Source organism: Xylanibacter rodentium, assembly GCF_013166575.1.
In the GTDB taxonomy this organism is placed as follows: domain Bacteria; phylum Bacteroidota; class Bacteroidia; order Bacteroidales; family Bacteroidaceae; genus Prevotella; species Prevotella rodentium.
In genome coordinates, this window is record NZ_JABKKE010000006.1 from 120,882 (window position 1) to 144,762 (window position 23,881).

The 23,881-nt window shown below is 49.1% G+C and carries 21 protein-coding genes; 8 read left to right on the forward strand and 13 right to left on the reverse strand.

Annotation, left to right across the window (positions count from 1 at the left end):
* Positions 1-7: 7 nt before the first annotated feature.
* The 4 genes from dnaG (at position 8) to cls (ending at position 4,466) form a co-directional block, all read left to right on the forward strand.
* Positions 8-1,999 carry a DNA primase gene (gene dnaG, locus HPS55_RS05090; RefSeq protein ID WP_172177052.1) on the forward strand — a complete coding sequence of 664 codons (1,992 nt, stop codon included), beginning with the start codon at positions 8-10 and terminating at the stop codon, positions 1,997-1,999.
* 27 nt (positions 2,000-2,026) lie between these two features.
* The gene (locus tag HPS55_RS05095) at positions 2,027-2,365 is read left to right on the forward strand and encodes a 6-pyruvoyl trahydropterin synthase family protein (RefSeq protein ID WP_172177054.1); all 339 of its coding nucleotides are present in this window, start codon (positions 2,027-2,029) and stop codon (positions 2,363-2,365) included.
* Between the two features lie 79 nt (positions 2,366-2,444).
* On the forward strand, positions 2,445-3,029 hold the full coding sequence (locus HPS55_RS05100; protein WP_172177056.1) for a 7-carboxy-7-deazaguanine synthase QueE: 585 nt from the start codon (positions 2,445-2,447) through the stop codon (positions 3,027-3,029).
* A gap of 18 nt (positions 3,030-3,047) precedes the next feature.
* Complete coding sequence (cls, locus tag HPS55_RS05105; RefSeq protein WP_172177058.1) at positions 3,048-4,466, forward strand: cardiolipin synthase; 1,419 nt, start codon at positions 3,048-3,050, stop codon at positions 4,464-4,466.
* Positions 4,467-4,471: 5 nt separating this feature from the next.
* Here cls and HPS55_RS05110 read toward each other — a convergent pair whose 3' ends face one another.
* From HPS55_RS05110 to HPS55_RS05160, 11 genes are all read right to left on the reverse strand, one after another.
* Positions 4,472-5,005 carry an RsmD family RNA methyltransferase gene (locus HPS55_RS05110; protein ID WP_172177060.1) on the reverse strand — a complete coding sequence of 178 codons (534 nt, stop codon included), beginning with the start codon at positions 5,003-5,005 and terminating at the stop codon, positions 4,472-4,474.
* A 3-nt stretch (positions 5,006-5,008) separates the two neighbouring features.
* Entirely contained in the window at positions 5,009-5,860 is an 852-nt protein-coding gene (locus tag HPS55_RS05115; RefSeq protein WP_253945842.1) for a DUF3822 family protein, read from the reverse strand.
* Positions 5,861-5,984: 124 nt separating this feature from the next.
* The gene (locus HPS55_RS05120; RefSeq protein WP_172324738.1) at positions 5,985-7,031 is read right to left on the reverse strand and encodes a hypothetical protein; all 1,047 of its coding nucleotides are present in this window, start codon (positions 7,029-7,031) and stop codon (positions 5,985-5,987) included.
* A gap of 179 nt (positions 7,032-7,210) precedes the next feature.
* Positions 7,211-8,800, reverse strand: a complete 1,590-nt coding sequence (nadB, locus tag HPS55_RS05125) for an L-aspartate oxidase (protein ID WP_172177064.1) — start codon at positions 8,798-8,800, stop codon at positions 7,211-7,213.
* 125 nt (positions 8,801-8,925) lie between these two features.
* Complete coding sequence (locus tag HPS55_RS05130) at positions 8,926-9,480, reverse strand: DUF2147 domain-containing protein (protein WP_172177066.1); 555 nt, start codon at positions 9,478-9,480, stop codon at positions 8,926-8,928.
* A 132-nt stretch (positions 9,481-9,612) separates the two neighbouring features.
* Positions 9,613-11,544, reverse strand: coding sequence for a transglutaminase domain-containing protein (locus tag HPS55_RS05135; RefSeq protein WP_172177068.1), 1,932 nt, complete (start codon positions 11,542-11,544; stop codon positions 9,613-9,615).
* Positions 11,528-13,288, reverse strand: a complete 1,761-nt coding sequence (locus HPS55_RS05140) for an O-antigen ligase family protein (RefSeq protein ID WP_172177070.1) — start codon at positions 13,286-13,288, stop codon at positions 11,528-11,530. Before HPS55_RS05140 ends, HPS55_RS05135 begins: the two co-directional genes overlap by 17 nt.
* A 226-nt stretch (positions 13,289-13,514) precedes the next feature.
* On the reverse strand, positions 13,515-13,973 hold the full coding sequence (locus HPS55_RS05145) for a hypothetical protein (RefSeq protein ID WP_172177072.1): 459 nt from the start codon (positions 13,971-13,973) through the stop codon (positions 13,515-13,517).
* Positions 13,970-14,905: a peptidoglycan amidohydrolase family protein gene (locus HPS55_RS05150; protein ID WP_172177074.1), complete on the reverse strand. Its 936-nt coding sequence runs from the start codon at positions 14,903-14,905 to the stop codon at positions 13,970-13,972. Before HPS55_RS05150 ends, HPS55_RS05145 begins: the two co-directional genes overlap by 4 nt.
* On the reverse strand, positions 14,902-16,347 hold the full coding sequence (locus HPS55_RS05155) for a T9SS type A sorting domain-containing protein (protein WP_172177076.1): 1,446 nt from the start codon (positions 16,345-16,347) through the stop codon (positions 14,902-14,904). Before HPS55_RS05155 ends, HPS55_RS05150 begins: the two co-directional genes overlap by 4 nt.
* Positions 16,348-16,385: 38 nt before the next feature.
* Entirely contained in the window at positions 16,386-17,249 is an 864-nt protein-coding gene (locus HPS55_RS05160; RefSeq protein ID WP_172177078.1) for a hypothetical protein, read from the reverse strand.
* Between the two features lie 632 nt (positions 17,250-17,881).
* Between HPS55_RS05160 and dacB the strand changes: the two genes are divergently transcribed.
* Complete coding sequence (gene dacB / locus HPS55_RS05165; RefSeq protein WP_172177080.1) at positions 17,882-19,135, forward strand: D-alanyl-D-alanine carboxypeptidase/D-alanyl-D-alanine endopeptidase; 1,254 nt, start codon at positions 17,882-17,884, stop codon at positions 19,133-19,135.
* A 46-nt stretch (positions 19,136-19,181) separates the two neighbouring features.
* Complete coding sequence (locus HPS55_RS05170) at positions 19,182-20,348, forward strand: mechanosensitive ion channel family protein (protein WP_172177082.1); 1,167 nt, start codon at positions 19,182-19,184, stop codon at positions 20,346-20,348.
* Between the two features lie 701 nt (positions 20,349-21,049).
* Here the strand turns inward: HPS55_RS05170 and HPS55_RS05175 are convergent.
* The gene (locus HPS55_RS05175; RefSeq protein ID WP_172177084.1) at positions 21,050-21,265 is read right to left on the reverse strand and encodes a hypothetical protein; all 216 of its coding nucleotides are present in this window, start codon (positions 21,263-21,265) and stop codon (positions 21,050-21,052) included.
* A 101-nt stretch (positions 21,266-21,366) separates the two neighbouring features.
* Here HPS55_RS05175 and HPS55_RS05180 point away from each other — a divergent pair, with 101 nt between their 5' ends.
* The gene (locus HPS55_RS05180; RefSeq protein WP_172177086.1) at positions 21,367-21,879 is read left to right on the forward strand and encodes a hypothetical protein; all 513 of its coding nucleotides are present in this window, start codon (positions 21,367-21,369) and stop codon (positions 21,877-21,879) included.
* A 71-nt stretch (positions 21,880-21,950) separates the two neighbouring features.
* Entirely contained in the window at positions 21,951-22,862 is a 912-nt protein-coding gene (locus tag HPS55_RS05185; protein ID WP_172177088.1) for a hypothetical protein, read from the forward strand.
* A gap of 107 nt (positions 22,863-22,969) precedes the next feature.
* Here the strand turns inward: HPS55_RS05185 and HPS55_RS05190 are convergent, their stop codons facing one another.
* Positions 22,970-23,800, reverse strand: coding sequence for a carboxylesterase family protein (locus tag HPS55_RS05190; protein ID WP_172177090.1), 831 nt, complete (start codon positions 23,798-23,800; stop codon positions 22,970-22,972).
* Between the last annotated feature and the right edge of the window lie 81 nt (positions 23,801-23,881).

The following is a 23,881-nucleotide window of genomic DNA, read 5'->3' on the forward strand; positions in this document are numbered from 1 at the left end:
AAAAAATATGATCGACAGAACAACCGTAGAACGTATCCTTGACGCCGCACAGATAGTCGACGTGGTATCGGAGTTTGTCACTCTGCGCAAGCGTGGAGTGAACTATGTGGGGCTTTGCCCTTTCCATGATGACAAGACTCCGTCGTTCTACGTATCGCCGGCGAAGGGCGTGTGCAAATGTTTCTCGTGCGGAGCGGGCGGCAGTGCCGTACACTTTATAATGAGGCATGAGCAGATTACCTATCCCGAGGCACTACGCTGGCTGGCAGCCAAATACAACATCGAGATACAGGAGCGTGAACTCACCGACGACGAGAAGCGCGAGGCAAGCGAGCGGGAAAGCATGTTCATCGTCAACGAATGGGCGAAAGACTATTTCCGCGACATCATGAACAACGATGTCGACGGGCAGGCCATCGGCAAACAGTACTTCCGCAGCCGCGGCATACGCGACGACATAATGCAGAAGTTCCAGCTTGGCTATGCCCTACCACGACGCAACGCTCTGTCGGAAGCAGCACTGAAGAAAGGATACAAGGAGGAATTTCTCGTAAAGACGGGCCTATGCTACAGAAAAGACAACGGTGAACTGGCAGACCGCTACGCCGGTCGTGTGATATTTCCGTGGTTCAACGTCAGCGGCAAGATAAACGCTTTCGGCGGTCGTCTGCTCGACTCGCGCACCAAAGGCGTGCAACAGAAATACGTCAACTCACCCGAGTCGGACATCTATCATAAAGACCATGAACTCTACGGACTGTATCAGGCCAAGAAAGCCATCGTCAAAGAGGACTGCGTGTACATGGTCGAAGGCTATACCGACGTCATTGCCATGCACCAATGCGGACTGGAGAACGTGGTAGCCAATTCGGGTACGGCGCTCAGCATATACCAGATACGCCTGTTACATCGGTTCACGCAAAACGTGGTTCTGCTCTACGATGGCGACGAAGCGGGCATACACGCGGCCATGCGAGGCACTGACATGCTGCTGGGAGAGGGAATGAACATCAAGGTGCTCATACTTCCTGACGGTGACGACCCTGACAGTTTCTCGCGCAAGCATAGTGCGGAGGAGCTGAGAAAGTATATCGCAATGCATCAGACGGACTTCATACAGTTCAAGACTGACCTGTTGCTCAATGGCGTCAGCGACCCGGTAAAACGGTCGGAAGCCATAGCAAGTATAGTAAAGAGCGTGTCGGTGATACCCAACCAGATAACACGCGACACGTATATCCGCGAATGTTCGCATCGTCTGCAAATGAACGAGCAGACACTTATAAACACAATGAACGGCTTCATCCGCGGCGACCGCGAGGACAAGGCGAAGGAACTGGAGCGCGAGCAGCGCAGATTGCAGAACAGACAGGATGGAACGACCGCCACGCAAGGTGCTGACAACGGAACTGCCACGAACGGGACCGAACTGCCGCGGATAGGTCTGCACACCGTGGAGGAACAGTCTACTGAGGTAGAACGGATGCTCGTTCAGAACATAATACGCCACGGCGAGGAAATAATCTTTGACGGGTTGGAGACCGAAGACGGTCAGACAATCAGCCTGTCGGTGGCACAGTTTATCGACTACGACCTGTCACAAGACGGTCTGCACTTTGCCAACGAACTGCACAACCGCATTCTGGCCGAGGCCGTAGAGCACAACAATGATGAGGGGTTCCGCGCCGAGACATATTTCATGCACCATCCCGATGTGCATATCAGTCAGCTTGCCGGTGATCTTGCCATCAATCGTTACCAACTCAGCCGCACCCTTGAAATGCAGCACAAACCCGAGACTCTGCGACAGCGTGTGGTGCACCTGATACTCGACTTCCGCATGGACATCGTCAAACGGCATCTGAAGGACATACAGATTCAACTCCGGCAGGCCGGCAACGACATGGAACGCATCATGCAACTATTACAGGAACAGAAAGAAACGCAATTGCTCCGCGATACATTGGCACGAAAACTGGGCAACGACATAATGATATAAACAGGTAAAGACTCAACATAAACAACGATGTACTATATCAAGAAAACAATGGAAATATCGGCCTGCCACAGGCTCGAACTCGACTATGAGAGCAAATGTACAAACCGCCATGGGCACAACTGGCTGATAACGGTATACTGCAAAGCACGCGAACTGAACGCCAACGGCATGGTTTGCGACTTTACCGATGTGAAGCGGCGTATCCACGGCTATCTCGATCACGGTGATTTGAATGAGCTTCTGCCTTTCAATCCTACAGCAGAGAACATAGCCAGATGGTGCACCGAGCAGATACCGGAATGCTACAAGACTACAGTACAGGAAAGCGAGGGCAACACTGCGACATACGTTGCAGACGAAGAATAGAATTTGCAGCATAAACAAAAAGTGTCATACCGCAGAATACAAACAGATCCGTCGCTACAGCAACAAACAACTACCGATAATGAAAAGAATAAACGAGATATTCTATTCACTGCAAGGCGAAGGCCGCAACACCGGCAGAGCCGCCATTTTCATCCGATTTGCCGGATGCAACCTGCGCTGTCCTTTCTGTGATACAGAGTTTTCGGAATACAACGAAATGAATGACACCGACATCATCGCAGCCATAAGCGCCTATCCGTCGCGCTTCGTGGTGCTTACTGGAGGTGAACCGACATTACAGGCCGACAACGCTTTCATTGCCCTGCTGCACGCCAACGGCTACGAAGTGGCCATGGAAACCAACGGCACACACCCGGTCCCTGCCGGCGTTGACTGGATTACGGTATCGCCGAAAGAATCCTTTGCCGGCAAAGCTGGAACCACAGTGGTGCGCCGATGCAACGAACTGAAATGTATATTCGACGGGCATACAACCATCGCAAACGACTACGGAATTGAGGCCGACTATTACTTTCTGCAACCCTGCGACACGGGCTGCCCTGAACGCAACAGCCTCATCACGCAAGCCTGCATAGAATATATCCTCCGGAATCCGAAATGGCGTTTGTCTCTACAAACCCACAAACTGACAGGATTCAAATAAACAACACAACTATCAGCCATGCACGAACTATACATCACAGGCATAATAATACACAAGATAATCGTGATACTCACAATAGTACACGTCCTGATGGGCAACCGCCTGCCGGCCAAGACCATGGCGTGGGTTCTCGTGATATACTTCGTGCCCGTGGCCGGAATACTGCTATACATTTTCTTCGGCATAGACACACGCAAGGAACGCCTGATCAGCGCACGCAGCCTCAACCAGCTGGGCAAACGCTCCATGCTCAACTTCGTCGAACAGCAGGCTCTGCGACTGCCCGAAGAGCACAAACAGACAATAGACCTCTTCATCAATCAAAACCTGTCACTGCCGTTCAAGGACAACGAAACGGACATATACACCGACGGACACGGCTTTTTCACGGCTTTGCTCGCTGCCATAGGCAGAGCCACCCATCACATACACATCGATATGTACATCTTTGCCGACGACCCTTTAGGCTGTCTCGTGGCTGACGCGCTCATCGACAAGGCCCGCCAAGGAGTTGAAGTACGACTGATATATGATGACGTGGGTTGCTGGAACGTTCCTCAGCGCTTCTTCGAACGCATGCGCGAAGAGGGCATTGAGGTCCATCCCTTTCTGCCGGTACGCTTTCCTTCGTTCACGAGCAAAGCCAACTACCGCAATCACCGCAAGATAATAGTGATAGACGGAGTGACGGGATTCACCGGCGGCATGAACATCGCACTGCGCTATGTGAAAGGTATGGGAAAACAGAAATGGCGCGACACAATGGTAAAGATATCCGGCAACGGGGTCTATGCCCTTCAAATGGTATTTCTCGTAGACTGGTATTTCGTAGACCGCACTCTGATTTCCAACCGTAAGTACTATCCGCCCTGTACTATCACCAACGACTGCCTGGCACAGATAGTGACGAGCAGCCCCGCGTCGCCATATCCGGAAATAATGCAGGGCTACCTGCGCGTGATAATGGGTGCACGGAAATATATCTACATCGAGACCCCTTACTTCATTCCTACCGAACCGATACTATTCGCCTTGAAGACCGCCGCACTTGGCGGTATCGACGTGCGCCTGATAGTACCGATGGAGGCCGATGCCAAATTTGTGGAATGGGCAAGCCGCTCATATCTGCGGGAAATAACCAAAGCCGGCGTAAAGGTATATCTCTACACCGCCGGTTTCATACACAGCAAGGTTCTTATCTGCGACGATTCGCTGAGCACGTGCGGTTCGACAAACGTCGACTCGCGCAGTTTTGAAAACAACTTCGAGGCCAACGCTTTCTTCTACGACAAGGCAACGGCATTGCAATTCAAATCAATATTTCTCAGCGATCAGGAATCATCGGTAATGTTCGACAAGGTTGCCGAACGCATGTCACCGGGATTCTTCGCCCGACTATGGGAAAGTCTTACCCGATTGCTGTCTCCATTGTTGTAACAAAACTAAACTCTGAACATCGAGAAATTCACACTGCCGTACGCCCTGTGCTCCACAAAATTACAGTGAGCGCTGAAGTCATTGTCCTTTCCGTGTTCAAAAACGAACACTCCACCCTCGGCAAGCAATCCCTTGCCGAGAACGAGATCGGGTATCTTAGGCAGTTCCTTAAGCGCATAAGGCGGGTCGGCAAAGATGAAATCAAACTGCTGGCGACACGACTTCAAGAAGCGGAACACATCACCGCGCACAGGCACGCACCTGTCGGTGCCGAGTTTCTTGAGACACTGTGAGATGAAAGCATGATGATCACGGTCCATCTCAACGCTCACCACACGGCTGCAACCGCGCGACACGAGTTCGAGCGATATGCTGCCGGTACCAGAGAAAAGGTCGAGAGCTGTAGCCCCGTCAAAATCAATATATCCGCCAAGCACGTTGAAGATGTTCTCCTTGGCAAAATCAGTCGTAGGCCGGGCCTTGAACGACCGGGGCACATCAAAGTGACGGCCCTTATATTCTCCTGTGATTATTCTCATTGTTCACCTCCCCTTGACATAATACGTAACAAGATCGTACGGCATGCCTTTCACCCGTGTGGCAGAAGCACGGTTGAAATCGCCTGACGGATTTATTATATATGCCCGTTGCAGATAACGCCTCAGCTCTTCTATCATCCACTCCTGCTCCGGAATATCGCCCACGATGTGCATCTCGTCATACTCCGGCTTGAGCATAAGCTGTTTCCACACATGCAACAGATAATAGAGAGCATCCTGAGCGTGAGAGGCATCAAAAGCATTGCAATACTTGAAACGATTCTGACAGAAGCCGAACACCTCCACCTTACGGTCGTGGAAGTAACCGAACAGCTTGTTGCGCGATCCTACAAAACTACGCTGATGCAGATAACGCCACACCGGCGACATGGCACACAAGAACTGCGCATCACGATAACGGTCGTCTATAACGAGCTTCAAGTCTCTGTTTACGGCAAAGGCCGCCACGGCATTCTGCTCGGGCAGCACATTATGCAGCACCACACTGTTACCATTTCCGGGATATGAATGAGCATAAAGCATAGCACAACTATCCTCGCCAAACATCCCGACAGGAATCAGCAGCACCGGAGAATCTATCATAACAGTCACCCGTCCATAGTCACGGGCCGGCAACGAAGCTGTCTTCAGCGCCTCGCGCAGATTCGCAGCCATTGATATACCGCTCTTCACGGTATATGGCTCGAATATCACCGGATTTTCATTGCCTGTCACCATGCTCACCGTTGAGAACGACAGCGAATAGCGGCTCACGCGTATCGTAAGCCTGCGGTCTGTCATTCCACGACTGTTGTTTCCTGTTGTTACATCCATTTCTCTGTTTTCTGTTGCCATACGAATATTGGAATGGCAAAGTTAACGCAAATAGGGTGAAGTACAAAATAAAAGCCGCCGTTTTTTCACCTGCCTAAGAAAAAACAGCCAGTCAGGCATCTATGTATGAAACGACATTACCTGACTAAAACACAAAAGTATATCCGACACTTACATCAAGCGTGTTTACCGTACCATACGAGCCATATCCGCATCGGCCTGCTTCGGCCTTGACAATGAAATTGCCCGGCAATGCAGCGTTCAGTCCTATGGTAAATTTGTCGACGTCTCCTCCGGGACAATGAAACACACCGTCGTATCTCACAAACGGTGTCAAACCCCACCGACCGTCACCGACAGACGAAAGCACATTATAACCGGCCTCTACACCAACCGAGCGCACATCGCCATCGGTACAATGAATGAAAGAGCCCGATGCCACCCACCCGGCGTGTTCATAACACGCACCAGCCACTCCATACGACAAAAAGGAAGCATCTATAAAATCAGGAGCACCATGTCTTAGCATGCCCCGCGACGTGTTGCCGCAGAATCCTCCGACACTCAGACGCATCCCACTGAAAGGCTGCCATCCCAAGGCCGTGGCCACTCCCACGGCACGACAATCCTCCAAAGGCAGATCGCCACAGACCAACGCTGCAAGCATATAGTCAATCGTGGTGCCGCCAAGCGTGCCATGAACAGCGACTCCGGCCTCATGCCATGTCATGGGCATCAGTGCAGCCTCGCTAAGCGGGTCGTAAACCGTCAGTGCCGGGCCACCGGCATTGGTCACTCCCAACGGTACATCGACTATACCAATCTTCAGGCCGAACCTGTCATTCCACTGCTTGTTGAGATAGAACCTGCTTGTAGCGAAATTGTCCGAATGATCGTCACACCATTCTCCATCTTCATACATACGCTCATATTCAAGTTCGGCAGAAAGCGTCCATCCGCGCCCCATATCCAATACTGCCGAAGCCACAATATGTGGAAAATCCCACCTGTTGCGGTCAGCACCCTCAAAGTTGTAACCGTAATTCATTTCACTGTACACCTCACCGTGAAGCCTGCTGCCAGTGTCACGAACACCTGTGATTTCATTGAAACCATTGATGTCACCGGCATATATATTTGCAATACAGGCCGCACAGAGAGTGCAGCCTGTAATTATTCTGCGGATATTCATAAAACCTTGTGTGATATTGTATCTTAGCGTATGCAAAGATATTGCATTATCGCATATGTCACAATACCCAAAAAGTATGAAATCCTTATATCAATGTATCGTCATACGATGCCGGAATACCCAAAAACAATGAAATGCGTATACCAATACATATGTATTTCACACAATCGCCCGCAATGTCATTTTCCGTCGTAGGCATGCAGCGGGTAGTCGGTTGTGTAGTGCAGTCCGCGGCACTCCTTGCGTTCTATAGCCCATCGGGTTATCAGATAGGCCACGTTGATCATGTTGCGCAACTCGCAGATGTCACGACTCGCCTTTACACGCTTGAACAGCCGCTCCGTCTCCTCATAGAGCATGTCGAGACGGTCCCACGCACGGTGCAGACGCAGGTCGCTGCGCACTATACCGACATAGTTGCTCATTATCTGCGTCACCTCACGCTGACTCTGCGTGATGAGAATCTTCTCCTCGTTGGTCATCGTCCCCTCGTCGTTCCATTCCGGCACCTGTTCGTTGAAGTCATACTCGTCAACATGTGCCAGCGAATGGCGGGCCGCAGCGTCGGCATATACCACGGCCTCTATGAGCGAATTGCTCGCCAGACGGTTGCCTCCGTGCAATCCGGTGCAGGCACACTCACCGATGGCATAGAGCCGCTGTATCGACGACTCGCCATTGAGGTCGACCTTGATGCCGCCGCACATGTAGTGGGCTGCCGGCCTCACGGGTATATAGTCTGTCGTTATGTCTATCCCTATCATCTTGCACTTGTGATAGATATTGGGGAAATGCCGGCGCGTTTCCTCGGGGTCCTTGTGGGTCACGTCAAGGCATACATGGTCAAGACCGTGTATTTTCATCTCCTTGTCTATGGCACGCGCCACGATATCACGCGGCGCAAGCGACAGGCGCTCGTCGTATTTCTCCATGAACGATTCGCCCGTAGGCAGACGCAGTATGCCGCCGTAACCGCGCATAGCCTCGGTGATGAGAAATGCCGGATGTGTCTCACCGGGATGATACAATGCCGTGGGATGGAACTGAACGAACTCCATATCGGCCACCGTTCCTTTGGCACGATACACCATCGCCTCACCGTCGCCCGTGGCTATCACGGGGTTGGTCGTGGTCTGATACACCGCTCCGCATCCGCCCGTGCACATCAGCGTCACCTTGCTTAGATACGTGTCCACCTTCTCCGTCTCGGGGTTGAGCACGTATGCACCATAACAGTTGATATACGGCGTGCGACGTGTCACCCGCGCACCAAGATGATGCTGAGTGATTATTTCCACTGCAAAATGGTTTTCCTTCACCTCTATGTCGGGACAAGCCCGCACGGCTTCCATCAGTCCTCGCTGTATTTCGGCTCCCGTATCGTCGGCATGGTGCAATATGCGGAACTCCGAGTGGCCGCCCTCACGGTGCAGATCGAATTCGCCTTTGTCATTACGGTCGAAGTTAACCCCCCACTCCACCAGCTCACGTATCTGACCGGGGGCGTTGCGCACCACCTGCTCCACGGCCCGCCGGTCGCTGATGTAGTCGCCGGCTATCATTGTATCTTCTATGTGCTTGTCGAAATTGTCGAGTCGCAGGTTGGTCACCGATGCTACTCCGCCTTGCGCGAATGACGTATTGGCCTCATCGAGCGATGTCTTGCATATCATGCACACACGGCCTTTGTGCGCTCTGGCTATCTTCAGGGCGTAACTCATACCGGCTACTCCGGCGCCGATAATCAGGAAATCATATTTGAATACCATAATACTATATAGAATTACTCGTGCAAAAGTAACAATTAAAATGAAGAATGAAGAATGTAAGATGAAGAATTTCCAGAATAATATGAATGTCATACATCCTGCAATATCACGCCTCGATCTTTCTTCTATCTTCCGAACGTCACCTTATCCCCTATCGTCAGAGTTTTCTTTGTCACCGTGACGGGTTCGCACGTCCAGTTCCAAACGTACATCAGTTCGTTTTTTACAGTCTCTTCTTGAAAATGAGCTTCGCTTTTACCTTGCTCGTATGTATTATTTTTCCAATTGTATTCAGCCATAGCTCTTCTGTCTGCTTCATAGGCAGTTGGCATTTCCGGAGCGTTTAACCCTGTATCTATATAGCAGGAAACATCTTCCGGCTTTACCGTGGTTGTAATTGTATTGCCTGCAATACTGTAAGTCCCTTTTACGTTGATGTATATAGTACGATGCTTGGAAATATTCTTATATCCCCTTCCAAATCTTAAGCCTCTACCATGTATTTTGATTGAAAACTTACTGTCTTTCTTGAATTTATAATACCCACGCATTTCCACGTATGCTGTACCCAAACTATTCAGAAAATCTTTAGAACACTTCCACTTGCCTGTAATGTTCTGTGCTCCAGCTGTAAAGAACAGAGTGAGCAAAGCGATGATAATACAAAAGAACTTCTTCATTTACGATTTTTATTATATACGTGGAAAAGGAATAAAATTTGCCGTTGAATACATCAATGCCAATACAATGCTTAAAAGAATTTTGTTACTCATTGTTTTTTATGTTTTAATAATTGTCAGTTGATTTACGATTCAGTGCCATATCTGTTTACCGTCTGTATACTCGAAGATACGTTCCTCTTTTCCTCCGCTCTTGTCTTTCAGAAGCAGCAGCGCACCTACCGGAACATTGTCGAAGGTGAGGCTGTCACCCTTTGAATATACCCTCCCCAAAAGCCGCCATTCGGTATCGAAACAGTACAGTTCGTACAGATGGCCTTTCTCCACAAAGTTCAGGTCGGTTGACGGGCCGAACACTATTTTTGAAATCGTGGCGGCATTGTTCTCCCCGAGATCAAGGCCGATGGTGTAGCCCGTTTTGAGCCCTTTGCCCGCAGTTGCCGGATTGCCGTCGAACACATTGCCAAGTTTTGCAGAGTCTGTTCCGGAGGTAAAATATCTGCCTGTAAGCAGCTCCTGCTCTCCCGCCTCACCGGTAGTGTAGAATTGCAGTTCAGAGAGCGAGGAACGGTTGTTGGCCGGAGCATGATACCTAAGGAAGCGGTATTTCCTGCCATGCGAATCCGGCGATACGTCAAGCGTGGTCATGCCGTAAGGCATTGTCCGTATCACGGCAATTGTGTCGGCATCGCTGAAATCTTCGGTCATGGAAGCTTCGAATGTTCCTCCACGCATAGGCCCCCAAGTGTCAGTGATGTACGAGCACAACGGATATTTACGGTTTATGTGTATCGTATGTTTTTCGGTGGGCGACGGTATAAACTCTTTCTCAATACCATTTTCGCCTACGATGAACGGACACGACACGGTTTTTCTTTTGCCTTCACCCACAGTTACGGCCACGCACACGGCCCCTTCGCCCACGCCACGGAATACAGCCCGTCCGTTTTCAGGCTTGGCCTTGGCTACCGGCGCCCAGTCCATACCCGAAAGATACGAGCACAGATACACGGCATCGTTGTTGTCTGCATCCAGCTCTATGTCAGCCTTAAGACCGTATTGCGGAGAGACATCCTGTATGAACGGGCTTGCAAGCATCATGGGGTCTTCCGGCTCCACTCTGTTGCAGCGGTCATAGCATATACGGTACACCTTTACCGGTGTCTTTTCTGTCTTAACGGTATACGGACAGTTGTCTTCCGGCTTAATCCTGTAGCGTGGGATAAACCGTGACGCGTCGACGGGGTTGAACAGTCGGGCCACCTTGTCATCCTCATATACGGTATATGTATCCCCGTTGGAAGCCACCATGGCCACCCACGCATGTCCCTTGTTGCTGTAGTCGGCCCACATGGGTGTGCCGTCAATTACAGCCGGTATGCCGAGCGCCCTCAGCACAGCTACAAGCAGTATGCACCGCTGGCTGCACTCGGCCCGGCCGACGATGTGACAGGTGACAGGGTCAAGATTGTACGGGCAATAGTCGTTCGACAGTGCTACGGCCTTGAACACAGAATCCTTGACGATGGCGAATGCCTGCCTCACGTCAGACACACCTTCGGTCAGGGCACCGTAACGTGTACGCAGTGTCTCGCGCCATTCGCCACCGATATACTCGTCGTTGACACGGTATGGCAGTATGTATCTGCAGAACTGCCAGAATGTTATCCCGTCTTTCCACGCCGCCTTTTCCCACGCTGCAAACGCCGCCTCAATGTTGTCGGCAAGATACCGGCTGCTTACAACCGCGCTGTCCGGCAGATGCCTTACCGGCCCCGTCTTCGCAGCGTCGTGCCATTCTGTCTGCAGCCGGTGGATGCCGGTGGTCTTTCCTATCGTTCTCACACGTTGCGTGTACCGCTCCATAGGTTTTCCCTCGGGCGACATATGTCCGTCCATGTTGTCGACAAGAAATACTGCCGCTTTGTATTTCAAACTGTCTTCACTGTTTCCGGAATAGAGTTCAAGCAGGTCGGCATACTTCTCCCTGTACGACTGCTGGGCTATTGACGGTACTGCAACTGCTGCGGCCAATGCCAACAGCACTTTAATTTTTCTGTTCATAGTGTTTCTTGAAATGTTTTGCCCGGTTTCTGATATTTTCAGCCTCGTCGGATTTCACTTTTATTTCGGTAGAAAGAATATCGTCGGCGTAGCGCAGGGCCTCCTGCGGACGGTTGCCGCCGATGTGATGTTTCATCAGCATATACTTGACGGAGAGTTTCTGCGGCAGCATATAGGACAATGTGTCCAGCCGGCATGCTGCATCGTCAACGTTGCCCGTATGTTTCAGACAGCTGTATTCCATGGCAAACAGTTCGGGATGCGATGAATATCTGCGGGCTTTGCGGATGTGCGACAAAGCCTCGGTGTAGTTTTTGCAGGCGATGCTGTTGGCGGCCCTGTGGCTCCAGTATGCTTCGGACGTGCCTATACGGTGTTCCATTGCTTCAAGATTCCGGTCGTCGGTGCAATGCAGGCCGATGGCAGCACTGCCTGTTCGCTTCAGCTGCATCTGGGCACCGGCAAAACCGAAGACTGTATACATGGCAAAGGCGACAGGCACCAATATGGCGATGCCAGCATGGTGGGACAGACGTATTGTTGACGAGACGTGACAGTCTGTCTTTGCCAGAACAAACGACGCATAGCATACGACCAGCAGCCACGACTGTATCGTTGTGTACACGAAATTGAACAGCGACATCACCGCAAAGGCGGCAAAGACCGCCACAGCCTCTTTGTCGTCAGCCTGCACCGCCTTTCCTGCCATCATCGCATAAAAAGCAAGTAGGAAAACCATACCGACAATACCTCCTTCAATGCCGTGTTCGAGATAGTCGTTGTATGGCATATATACAAAGTCGGAGTTGCGCTTTTCTGTATCGGTGTATTCGCGGTTGGCGAAATAGTCGGCCTGTCGCAAATTGTAGTTCTTTTCAAACAGTCCGTAACCGTATCCGGACGGCTTTCCGGCCATCATCTCCGTAGACAGCTTCCATATCAGCATACGGCCGTCGGCAGAATCCTTCTTCATGCCGTACATCTTCATGCCGGCAACGACGACAATCGGCAACAGCACCACACCAAGCAGACATGTGTATGCCCCATGCCTCTTTATTAAAGCATGACCTTGCCGGCTATATTTAACGGCAATGACGACGGCAAATTCCACTCCCAAGCCTATGTATGCCGTACGGCAGTTCAGAATGACAATGCCTGTCATGACCGCAAGCAGGAATATGAAGTATGCCGGTTTGTGTTCTCCTCTTTTTATGCGGGCAGCCAGCATTGGGATGCACCCCACAAGATAGATTGCCGTGACTGTAGGGTTCTCATTACATCCCGTAACATCAAAATATTCATTACCGCTTTCTGCCACACCAATGCTTTGTGCAGCGATACAGACAATGTGTATGGCGGCAATGGCCAGCAATGTTGTCTCAATATTTTTGCGTGTAAGCAACCGTGCCTTTTGCATGTCTGCCGCCACGAGGATCAGCAACAGTGTCGTACATAAATAATATGTACGGTATTGCTCGCATGTCTCAGCAATAAGACAACCGTGCAGGATTATGTATAAAATCCAGGCAAATATGAACAATCCCAATTTTCCTATTGCTATATCCCGCCTGTATACAATATTCGTGAGAATACATAAAACCGACAAGACCATTGCTCCGGCCTCAAGCAGAAGGTATCTTGACAGCGAAGGATAGACAAACAGGCCGGTGTCAATTGCCGTCAGCACGCATGTAATGACAAAAATAGCATATGCGATGTTCTTCAATACCGTTTTCTTATTCATACAGTTATGGTAGTAGCATTAATAGGTTAGTGTTTGAAATACAAAACAGTTTATTATTGTAATATCCAAATGGTGTAGATAAAACATCAAATTACATTCTACGGATGCATAAGTAAAACTGCGCCAAGCCATAGTTTCTATAGCCTGACACAGCTCTTTTTACGCTTCTTTCGCACAAAGATGTTTAGCATCATAGAAATTCTCTATGTACCGGTTTCTTTTCAGATCATTGTTCCCAACCTTGCAGTTCATCAACATCATCAACCAATCCGTCTTTCAGATAAACAGCCAATATTACTTTTTTCTTTGTCTTTTTACCATTTACATCCGGAATATCAGCATCAAATGACACTTTATAATATTTGTCGGATTTTGAGATTGACAGAGTTGAAATATATGAACAGTCAACATGTTCATCCATTATAAAATCTAATCCTACTCCATTTAATTGGTCATATTCTATTCTTTCAGCAAATTCTTTTGTACAGTATTTCTTTATCAACTTGATTAGTCCGTCTGTATAATCATTCGGTTCATCAGACATTGCCAACCGATAGTATTCCTTGTAAAAGGTTTCCAACTTTTTACACATAGCATCTTCTGATGCTGTTTGTGCAAAAGATACGCAAGAAAACAGCATAAAGAATACCGATAACATGATCTTAAATAAATTGGTTTTTTTCATCTTCGATATATTTTATAATTATTGTATTTTCTGTATTTGGGATTGGGACCATCGTTATTAGGTTCGAAAAAATCAGAAACCCAAGATTGACCATTAAACAGATGGATGTGCCCGGCTACACTGCCTCCCGGATAATTCTGCCATACCCTTATATCACCCTTTTGAGGAACATAATTCGTACGTGAAACTTCATGAAATCCCCATTTTATCAAATACGAACCATAGTCTTTTGCATATACAGGATGGTCTGATGTATCTATTCCACCAGCCTGAAGAGCCAAACGGACGTATTTTGCACATTCTCCGGATTTTTTTATTCTTTTATACTCTTTATAACTTATCGCTTTGGAATTCAAATGTTTAATGGCATTATCCAATCCTTTCCAGTTGTTTGAAGAGGGAGGAGTATTATTCCCATTATTGTTTCCACCGGTATTTCCATTATCGTTCCCTCCAGTACCTCCTCCATTGTTTCCTCCAGAATTTCCACCTGTACCTATACCGATGTTTAATGAGCCGCCTCCGGAACCACCGGAGCCTCCACCTGAACCTCCTGTTATTGTAAGATTCCGACAGTCATGTGTATACTCCTCTTCCTTTGTCAGTTGAGTATTGCAGAAAGGACAATAGGAACCATCAGCAAGATTAGGATGAACGGTTTCCATGTGATGATCATAACGATCAAGGTCGACTGTCTCACCACAGTATTCACATTTTACAGTACATTCATGGCTGCTTGGGTCATTGGCATCGTAGGTTTCACCACAAATGTCGCATGTCTCCTTTTTTTCACCGTTGACCTCCACATCAGGCAGCCACCACGAACCGTCCTCGAATGCCATCCTCTGGGCCGACAGCCGCGAATAGCCACCGTCTCCGATTACGGGTAACAAAGTTAGAAAAAATATTGCTATCAACAAAAACTTTTTCATAGCGCGTCTCCTTTTTTAACGATTATTGCACGCAAAATCTGTTTTCCGGCTTTGATGTTCAGCACATAAGTGCCGTCTTTAATCTGCGGAGCTATTGCAGCATCGTGCTTGCCGGCACTCATTGTGCCAAGACTGCGCGTATATACCATTCTTCCGGCCTGATCGAAAATGCGCACCTGCGCATTGCACTGTTCCTGCAGTTCGAACGTCGCTGTAAACTCATGCCTGAAAGGATTGGGGGTGGCATGGATATGTGTGAAGCGTTGGTCAGCGTCAACGCTGTTGCCGTGCATTGAAATGCGCGACAGCTCGATATACATCGGGCGTTCCGGTTCTTTCAGATTGAGCGAATAGAGGTTCAGCCGCCCAAAGATCTTGTCTTTCCATACATCAAGGACAGCATTATCCATACGGTAGTTTGTTTTCTGCCCTATGTTGTAGCGTTCGTTCAACCTTACGTTTCCTTTTGAGAACAGAAGACGGCCGTCGGCTGTTATATCTGCCTTGAAAGCGACGGTGTCGCCGGCCAGTATCATTCGGCCTGCGGCCTTTCCCTCTCCGGCGCGACGTATATCCATAGTTACCGGCTTCTCGCCCAATACGAATTTTCCACTCCAGTCGTACATCACGATGAATCCGCTGTGCATGCCGTATATCAGGCTTGTGTCGTTCACTTCGGCAGAGATTTCGGGCATCTGTGCAGGTGCTTCGGCATCAACACCGTCCTCCCCGTACATCTCGCCCAAATAGTTCTCCGGGCGGCTGCGTCTCAGTTCCTCCATTGCCGGGCCAAAACTCAACATCGCAGCACGGTCGAGGAGCTGTCCGGCACGTGCCGAATCGCGCGGCACTCCATAGCCGTTGCGGTAGCAAAGTCCGAGCATATACATCGACGGAGTGTGTTCTATTTTGCTTATAGCGTCGTCGAACAGTCTGGCGGCGCGTATATAATCCTGCCCGCATCCAAGACCTTTGTATAGCATGAACCCCTCGTCGTACTTACAGACAACCGAGCCATTTTCAGCTCCGCGCCTGAAAGCGTCGTATGCCTTGGCGAAATTCTGGGCTACGCCTCCACCGTCCTTATACATCATGCCAAGGTTGTGATAGGCCTCGCTGTACCCGTGCGCCCCCGCCTTTTCCAACCATGCCACGGCCTGTGCCGAATCCTGCTCCACACCGGCACCGGCCATATAGGCCAGTCCGAGAGTATTCATGGCATAGGCAAGAGTGTCGTTGTCGGCTGCCTTTCTCAAAAGACTGATGGCCCAGTCTTTCGATTGGTCGGTGTCGATGTTTTTCAATATTCTCACCGCGTGCTTTATGTCTTCGGGCGGAATTTTAACTGATGCCTGCATACAGGTGGTGCCTAAAGACAGCGCACAAGCCATTACCAATATGCTGAGTTTCGACATATTGATACATCTGAAATCTGTTTTCATCTTAGGTTCGTATTATAATTGATAAGTTATGGATTATGTTACCATATAAAGTCTTTGCCCACGGTCCCGTTCTTCTTTTCTTGTTCTTCCATCCTGGCTTTCTTATCGAGGGAATCCAGCATTTTTATCATCGGCGGCATATGTCTGCTCAGTTCCGCAAGATATTTTTTCTGGGACGTACCATAATACCGGTATATGTCCTTTATCCTCTGCCGCTCGTTGAAATATGAGATGGCAAGACTCATGTCCTTTACGCTGTCAAGCTGTGTGTCGAGTCCGGCCTCGCAGATACGTTTCCATGCCTGTCGTGCCTCTTTCGTTACTTTGGCAGAGTTTTTGTTGCGGAAAAACTTGTAAAGCTGTTCCTTTGACAGAGTCTTCCTTATTATTTCCATTTCTTCGTTCCATACGTTCAACGTCCGGTTTCTCCGTATCCTGTGGGCCATGTCAAGCGCTTTTGCAAGCATATAATCATATTGGGCATCATCGAGCTTGATATATTTCCTGCTGTGGAGGGCATAGCTGATGTTGTCGCCCGATATTTTATTCCCGTACTCAGGAATCAGCACCATGTCGATAGAGTCCTGATAATGCTCGTCCAGTCTGATTTTTCTTTTTACACGCTGTTGGAGCGAATCGGGAAGAAGAAATTCCAGACATACCTTATGAAACTCCCTGTTGCTGACATACTGTCTTATGAGCGCCTGTTTGTCGGCGGGTATGTAATAGCGTGCGTTAAGCCGTACACACTCCTCGTCGGTCCGGTAATTCGTACGATGGAGAATCTCGTCTGGATATTGGTCGAAAACTTCCTTTTCCGCCCTTGTACATCTGTAAGTCTGTGCAATTGCCATTGAGCATATCAAAGCCATTGCTATGCTCATAATAATTCTGTTACTCATTGTTTCGGTTGATAAATATAGTTTTCAGATTTGATGTCATTTCTTTCATACAGCCATGATGGCTGTTTCCTGTCTTTAACGCCTGCAAAGATAACAAAACTTTTTAAGGTGACAATATTTTTATTAAGAAAAATGTATCAGATGTTGTAAAAACCAATAAAAACCAGCCCCGCATATGTCCGTCAATGAAAACGTAAGGATTATTCTGAAAAAACGCATTTTATTTTTCCCGAAATAGAAAAGCCGTAAGGCCTTCTCTGCTTTCTTTACACCTGTTTTCTGCATGGTAATTTTGCCGTAAGGGCCTCCCGGCACTCCCGCAACGGCCGTTTCGCATTGCAACGAGGCCTCCGTCGCAATGCAATAACGGCCTTATTGCAAGCCGATAAGGGCCTCTCTGCTTTCTTTACAGAGCTTGGTTTTTGTAACGTATTGATAATCAGCGCTCCCCATTTGAAGCAAAAACAGCAATTTTCGGCCCGTTGTGCAGAAACATCAGGCCGGATGGCGCTTAACATACGTTAAAGTAAACATATTTCCTCCAACGGGAATCATTTTCCTCATTCTGCGGGTGCATAATCTCACGATTTTATCGTAAATTTGCACTACTGTAACAAAGACATGTTTTTCTTATGAAAAGATACTTCATCGTCATAATGTCGCTGATATGCATATGCGTCCCGACGGCGGCACAGACGGACAATGATTTAATCACTGAGCGCGAAGACCCGCTCCTCAGCGCCACATCCGCAGACTCCACTGCGGCCGACTCCATACTGCCATGGCCGCAAAATGTACAGGCAAAGATTACGGACATGCTGGGCGACAGGATGTTCGACACGTCGCAGATAGGAATCATGGTTTACGACCTTACGGCAGACAGTGCCATATTCCGCCACAACGAGCGGCAGACCATGCGGCCGGCATCGACAATGAAGGTGCTCACGGCCATCACTGCCATCGACCGTCTGGGAGGCTCCTACCGTTTCCGGACATCGCTCTACCATACCGGTGTCATCGAAAACCGTACCCTCACGGGCGACATATGGTGTGTGGGCGGATTCGACCCGCTGTTCAACAGCGACGACATGAACGCTTTCGTGGAGTCCATACTTCAGATGGGCGTTGACACAATCCGCGGCCGCATCGTGGCCGACAAGTCGATGAAAGACACTCTGCGCTACGGCGAGGGATGGTGCTGGGACGACGACAACCCCGTGCTGTCACCACTGCTCATATCGCGCAAGGACAGATTTGCCGAACGCTTTGTCGAGGAACTGGAAAGCAGGGGCGTCACTGTCGAGGCCGAACTTGCGCAAGGCCGTCTTCCCAACGGCGCATTCATCGTATGCTCACGGTTTCACACCATCGATCAGGTGCTCATAAGGATGATGAAAGACAGCGACAACCTCTTTGCCGAAGCCATGTTCTACCAGATTGCGTCGGCAACGGGCAACACTCCGGCCAAGGCGTCGCACGCACGGACGGCAATACGCAAACTGATTTCGCGCATAGGACTTGACGCAGGGGCCTACAGGATTGCCGACGGAAGCGGACTGTCGCTCTACAACTATGTTTCGGCCGAACTGGAAGTGGGAATGTTGCGTTATGCCTTCAGAAACAACGAGATATTCGTCCATCTTTATCCGTCAATGGCCATAGCCGGGGAAGACGGCACACTGAAAGGCCGTATGCGCGGCGGACTTACATCGGGCAACGTGCATGCCAAGACAGGCACGCTGACCGGCATCAGCTCACTGGCCGGTTACTGCACTGCCTCCAATGGCCACACATTGTGCTTCGCAATAATCAACCAGGGCGTAATGCAGGGTCGCAGCGGGCGCGCTTTTCACGACCGTGTATGCACGGTGCTCTGCGAGCCTTGACCATGAAAGGATTAAAAAAAGAAACTCTAAAACATAAATAAAGAATATGGAAATAATAGGAATCTACGTAGACCGGTTCATCAGCCTGTGCGGCATCACGGGCAGTGCCGTAACCATACTGCGCCACACGCTTCTGGTGATGATAGCCGTAATGCTGTCTGCTCTCGCCGGAATATTGTGCCGCAGAATACTGATGCCCATGATACACAAGCTGACAAAGAAGACCAAAAACACATGGGACGACGTGATGCTGAGCAAACGGGTGCTCGTGGCGGCCAGCCGCATCGCTCCGGCCATAGTGATATGGATTCTGCTGCCGCTCGTGTTCAAGGAATTTCCCTTTGTACACGAACTTCTGAAACGGCTTACGGCCATATACATCACTGTAATGTCGGTGCGACTGGCCATCGTGCTCATAGACTCGCTGAAACAGCTCAACAACGACAAACGCTCGGCAACAAACCAATATTTCCACTCGTTCTGCGGTGTGCTCAAGATTATCATAATATTCATAGCCGTAATTGTGATCGTTGCCATCACAATCGACAAGAACCCTTCGACGCTCTTTGCCGGACTTGGCGCCACGTCGGCCATAATGATGCTCGTGTTCAAGGACACAATATCAGGACTTGTTGCCGGAATACGACTCACAAGCAACGACATGCTGCACAAAGGAGACTGGATAACAGTGCCGAAATCGGGCATCGACGGCAACGTGGAGGACATTACGCTGACCACGGTAAAGGTGCGCAACTTCGACAATACCATCATGACCGTGACACCCCAGACACTCGTCGACGACTCGTTCCAGAACTGGATTGGAATGCAGGAGAGCCCGGGACGACGTGTCAAACGCCGTGTTTTCTATGACTTCCGCAGCATACGTCCCGTCGACGACGCCATCAGAAAACAACTCATTGAAAAAAAATACTTCTCTGAAAAAGACATACGGCCGGGAGTGGTCAACCTCACACTCTACCGCCAATACGTAGAACGTTATCTGGCTTCGTGCGCCGAAGTAAACTCTGAAATGACTCTAATGGTGCGCCAGCTCGAGCCCACAAACACCGGACTGCCAGTAGAGTTCTACTTCTTTGTCCATGACAAGGAATGGGTGGCCTACGAACACAACCTTGCTACCATCATGGAGCATATCTATGCCGTCACACCCCACTTCGGACTGACCATCTACCAGCAGCAGATAGGCGCGTAAAGGCAGGAGGCGGCAACGGACAGTACCGTTGCCGCCTCTTATTCAAACGTTGGTTTCCATTGTTACATACATTTGATTACGGCTTGTGAGATTGTCGGGCTCTACATTTCTATAATCTTGGTCATCCCGTTATTCCGCAGGGAAACGAGTTCGTTCTGGTATTTTTTTCCGTTCAATACTTTTCATCGTTAATCGAATTTTATGTCACCGGGTGACAGAGTTTCCGATTACAAATGTATTTGTGTTCCTTCATGCAACCAAAAACTAATCGAGAAAAAGTGTCATCAGATGACATAGTTTTCGATTATCCCATTTCATCACAATCTTAATATACCACCTTGTCCGTATATCCAAATTATAGAGAATCATGAAGGCATTGCGTTTGCAATACCTTCATGATTCTCTTTTTTTACTTTAAATTCTATATTTATTTTTCATTTTTTCACTCTTTTTACCTATCTTTGCATCTGTCAAAGCCCACGCATGGCAATACAGGAAACTGTAATCAAGTGAGGTGGGAAATGACATGGCTGCTGACCGCGTGACGGAATATAGCCATCTTTATTTATTAAAGGCGTTGTTGACGTCTTGATTTTGACGGTCAGAAATCTGGTAAATTTCGAATGAATGTCAAAGAACAAGGCAATGGTCAACGCTCTATGGGTATGTCATATCAACGTCTCCCTGCTGTACGCACACGGCTATACGTGCCGTATGCCGGTGTATGTGTATGGGAGACAAAGGTCAACATATCGGCGTGGGGCTTTGGCGTTGCTCGTTTCGACATTCGGGCGATTACCAGAGCCTCTGACCGTAGAACGAGTGACAGGCATAGGTTCCACGTTTTTCGTATCGTCATAGATCAACCTTATCTCTGCCGTCCGCTTCTTCTCGTCATAAACAAGGATACTTGTCATAAACAAATAAACTTGTTTATCGGATACGCGCAGACTGATAATTGTACAATTAAGTACCGTTATCGGAAAACCACCCAATTCATAACATGTATTAAAAAACTATGGAATTAAAATTTTTGAACAAGCTGGACAATGCCATGTTCGCACGTCTCAACCCTGTACACACCCCTGTGTCGGGTAATCTCATCATCAATGCCTTCATCGGAGGAGCCATTGTCAGTCTGATTGTCTTCGTCCTGCAAATGACAAGCATCGACAACAAGACCATAAATGTAGTGGCCGGACTGCTTCTGCTGGCACTTTTCGGCTACATCGGAAAGAAAAGTTATCCCACCATCAAAGCTTTCCCCGGCTGGGGCGGACGGATAGGATATGCCGTTTATATGGCCGTGCTCACATTCATAGCCTTCTATCTGGCCATGATGCTTGTCATGATAGCCCTGCTGCTTATTTTCCTCTATGTCATTTTCAAGGTGTTCTTCAGCAATGGCGGCAATAAGAAAGGAAAAGTGATCTATGACGACGGAAGTGAGGAAGAGGCGGAGATTGTGGGCAAGGATATTCTCGGCAACAATATCATCCGCACGAAAGACGGTACGGAACACATAGTATAGCAACTGATTCTTACTCTACGGATAAGACAAAGATAACTGCACAAATAACACAAACAAAACGATAAGAAGATATGAAAAGGACATTATTAGTGACAATGACAGTAGCCGCGCTCATGGCTTTCTTACCTCAAGAGGCCAACGCCCAGTTCTTCAAGAAACTAGGAAAAGCGCTTGAAAAGGTAGACAAGGCGCTCGATTCTGTGGTGGGCGACACAAACGCCAAAGAGACAGCAACGGCAAAACAGGCGACAACCGCAACGGCTACACAGGCAACGGCAGCCGCAGCCACAATCAAGGCAGGCGCTAAGCCGTTCAAGGGCGTATGGTATTCAGATGAACTGCACCTCAACATCGACTTCTACAACAATTCGATACCCAACCCTATGAGCATGGACGAGGAGCCCTGCCCAGGACTCATAACACTGATGTCAGCAAACGGAAGCACATCATACGACATAACAGAGGCAAAGATTTCGGGCAGCAAGGCCATCTGCAAAACTTCCGACGACAGTGCTGTGACAATGGTGCTGCAGGCTGACAGAACGATGAAAGTGACTCTTCCGGAAATGCTGCTTATCAGCGTAAAAGAAAACAAGACATTCAAGGGCGATTACATCGTGAAACGCGGAGGCCCTTTTGCCGGTATATGGACTTTCAAGGGCAACGGAAGTGAAGGCATGCTGGAACTCGACCTTTACGGAAAGAGTGTCGTTGACGAAAGCGACGGTACGGTAAACATGTGCTACGGAAAGATAAGCGTTTGCTACGGCATGAACATAGACAACTGCATCATCACCAAGTGGACGGAAGAAGGAAACAAGGCCACAGTGACATTCACCGGCGGACGCGACGGTGGAATACACAAGGCCATGCTCACATACAATCCCGCCAACGGAAAAATAAGTGTAAGCGATGTGACTGATGTCAGCGACTGTTCCGAATGTTACGTAACGGATGGAATGGTGTTTTCAAAGAACAGATAACCGTACTGTATAGGGTCTTATCCTTGTATTTGTCCATTGCACAAATACAAGGATAAGGCCTTAACAGGTAAAAACGATAGTCCACACAGCCTGAACATCGGCAATAATCATTCAGACTTCCTGATTCCGTCTACTATCTCAAACCGTGTCTCTTCCGGGTCAAGATACTCGTATGCCGTCTTCAAGTCGGACATTGAAATAGGTATGTCTGTTTCAAGATAGCGTGGCTTGTCGTCGAGCGAGTGGGAGAAAAGCCAGTCGTATGTCTGCTTGAGATACAATATACGCGCCGGATCACCGTGCGATGCCCCCGGAAGCCAGTCATAGCGCAGCAGCTTGTCATATCCCGCAGCCTGCATTGCACCAACAACTCTCTTCGATTCCTTTATTGACACTGCACGGTCGGCTGTGCCGTGCATTATCCACAGCGGCACTCGCCCCAGTCCCGAAAAGTCTTTAAGCGTACTGCCGCCGCAAAGTGCCATGGCAGCCGCCACACGCTCGGGATATGTCCCGGTGAAGTCGAGTGTTCCATATCCTCCGAGACTCATGCCGATGACGTATACACGTGTGGTGTCCGTATCGTAGTTGGCCTGCACCCAGTCGAGTATGTTTGCTATTCTTTTCGGGCTCCATGCCCCGCCTGGATTTTGCGGTGCTATCACCATGGCCGGATAGTAGCGGCCTTTCTCTATGGCATGCAACAGTCCGTAACGCCGCACCCGCTGCATGTTATTGCCGCAAAGGCTCGCCCCGTGCAGGAATATTATTACCGGTATGCGCCTATGTTCGGCCACATACTCACGCGGGGCGTACAGCCAGAAGTTGTAGCCTTCGGCCACCGTGCCCTTAATGGCGGCCAACTGTCCGGGCTGGGCCTTGACAGGCGATACAAGGCAAGCCAGGAACAATACTATTGTTATAATGATTCTGTTCATAATACTATTATTCTTTAGGTATTTTCTTTTTTCGGAGCCAGAAGAGTCAAGGGGAGTATCGCTCCTTGCCAACTCCTTTAA

Coding starts and splice junctions, on each gene's coding strand:
- HPS55_RS05180 (WP_172177086.1), top strand. CDS start 21,367: ATGGAATTAAAATTTTTGAACAAGCTGGACAATGCCATGTTCGCACGT.
- HPS55_RS05095 (WP_172177054.1), top strand. CDS start 2,027: ATGTACTATATCAAGAAAACAATGGAAATATCGGCCTGCCACAGGCTC.
- HPS55_RS05190 (WP_172177090.1), bottom strand. CDS start 23,800: ATGAACAGAATCATTATAACAATAGTATTGTTCCTGGCTTGCCTTGTA.
- nadB (WP_172177064.1), bottom strand. CDS start 8,800: ATGGTATTCAAATATGATTTCCTGATTATCGGCGCCGGAGTAGCCGGT.
- HPS55_RS05140 (WP_172177070.1), bottom strand. CDS start 13,288: ATGAATAAGAAAACGGTATTGAAGAACATCGCATATGCTATTTTTGTC.
- HPS55_RS05130 (WP_172177066.1), bottom strand. CDS start 9,480: ATGAAGAAGTTCTTTTGTATTATCATCGCTTTGCTCACTCTGTTCTTT.
- HPS55_RS05160 (WP_172177078.1), bottom strand. CDS start 17,249: ATGAGTAACAGAATTATTATGAGCATAGCAATGGCTTTGATATGCTCA.
- HPS55_RS05145 (WP_172177072.1), bottom strand. CDS start 13,973: ATGAAAAAAACCAATTTATTTAAGATCATGTTATCGGTATTCTTTATG.
- HPS55_RS05135 (WP_172177068.1), bottom strand. CDS start 11,544: ATGAACAGAAAAATTAAAGTGCTGTTGGCATTGGCCGCAGCAGTTGCA.
- HPS55_RS05170 (WP_172177082.1), top strand. CDS start 19,182: ATGGAAATAATAGGAATCTACGTAGACCGGTTCATCAGCCTGTGCGGC.
- HPS55_RS05175 (WP_172177084.1), bottom strand. CDS start 21,265: ATGACAAGTATCCTTGTTTATGACGAGAAGAAGCGGACGGCAGAGATA.
- HPS55_RS05120 (WP_172324738.1), bottom strand. CDS start 7,031: ATGAATATCCGCAGAATAATTACAGGCTGCACTCTCTGTGCGGCCTGT.
- HPS55_RS05185 (WP_172177088.1), top strand. CDS start 21,951: ATGAAAAGGACATTATTAGTGACAATGACAGTAGCCGCGCTCATGGCT.
- dnaG (WP_172177052.1), top strand. CDS start 8: ATGATCGACAGAACAACCGTAGAACGTATCCTTGACGCCGCACAGATA.
- HPS55_RS05155 (WP_172177076.1), bottom strand. CDS start 16,347: ATGAAAACAGATTTCAGATGTATCAATATGTCGAAACTCAGCATATTG.
- HPS55_RS05115 (WP_253945842.1), bottom strand. CDS start 5,860: ATGGCAACAGAAAACAGAGAAATGGATGTAACAACAGGAAACAACAGT.
- dacB (WP_172177080.1), top strand. CDS start 17,882: ATGAAAAGATACTTCATCGTCATAATGTCGCTGATATGCATATGCGTC.
- HPS55_RS05100 (WP_172177056.1), top strand. CDS start 2,445: ATGAAAAGAATAAACGAGATATTCTATTCACTGCAAGGCGAAGGCCGC.
- HPS55_RS05110 (WP_172177060.1), bottom strand. CDS start 5,005: ATGAGAATAATCACAGGAGAATATAAGGGCCGTCACTTTGATGTGCCC.
- HPS55_RS05150 (WP_172177074.1), bottom strand. CDS start 14,905: ATGAAAAAGTTTTTGTTGATAGCAATATTTTTTCTAACTTTGTTACCC.
- cls (WP_172177058.1), top strand. CDS start 3,048: ATGCACGAACTATACATCACAGGCATAATAATACACAAGATAATCGTG.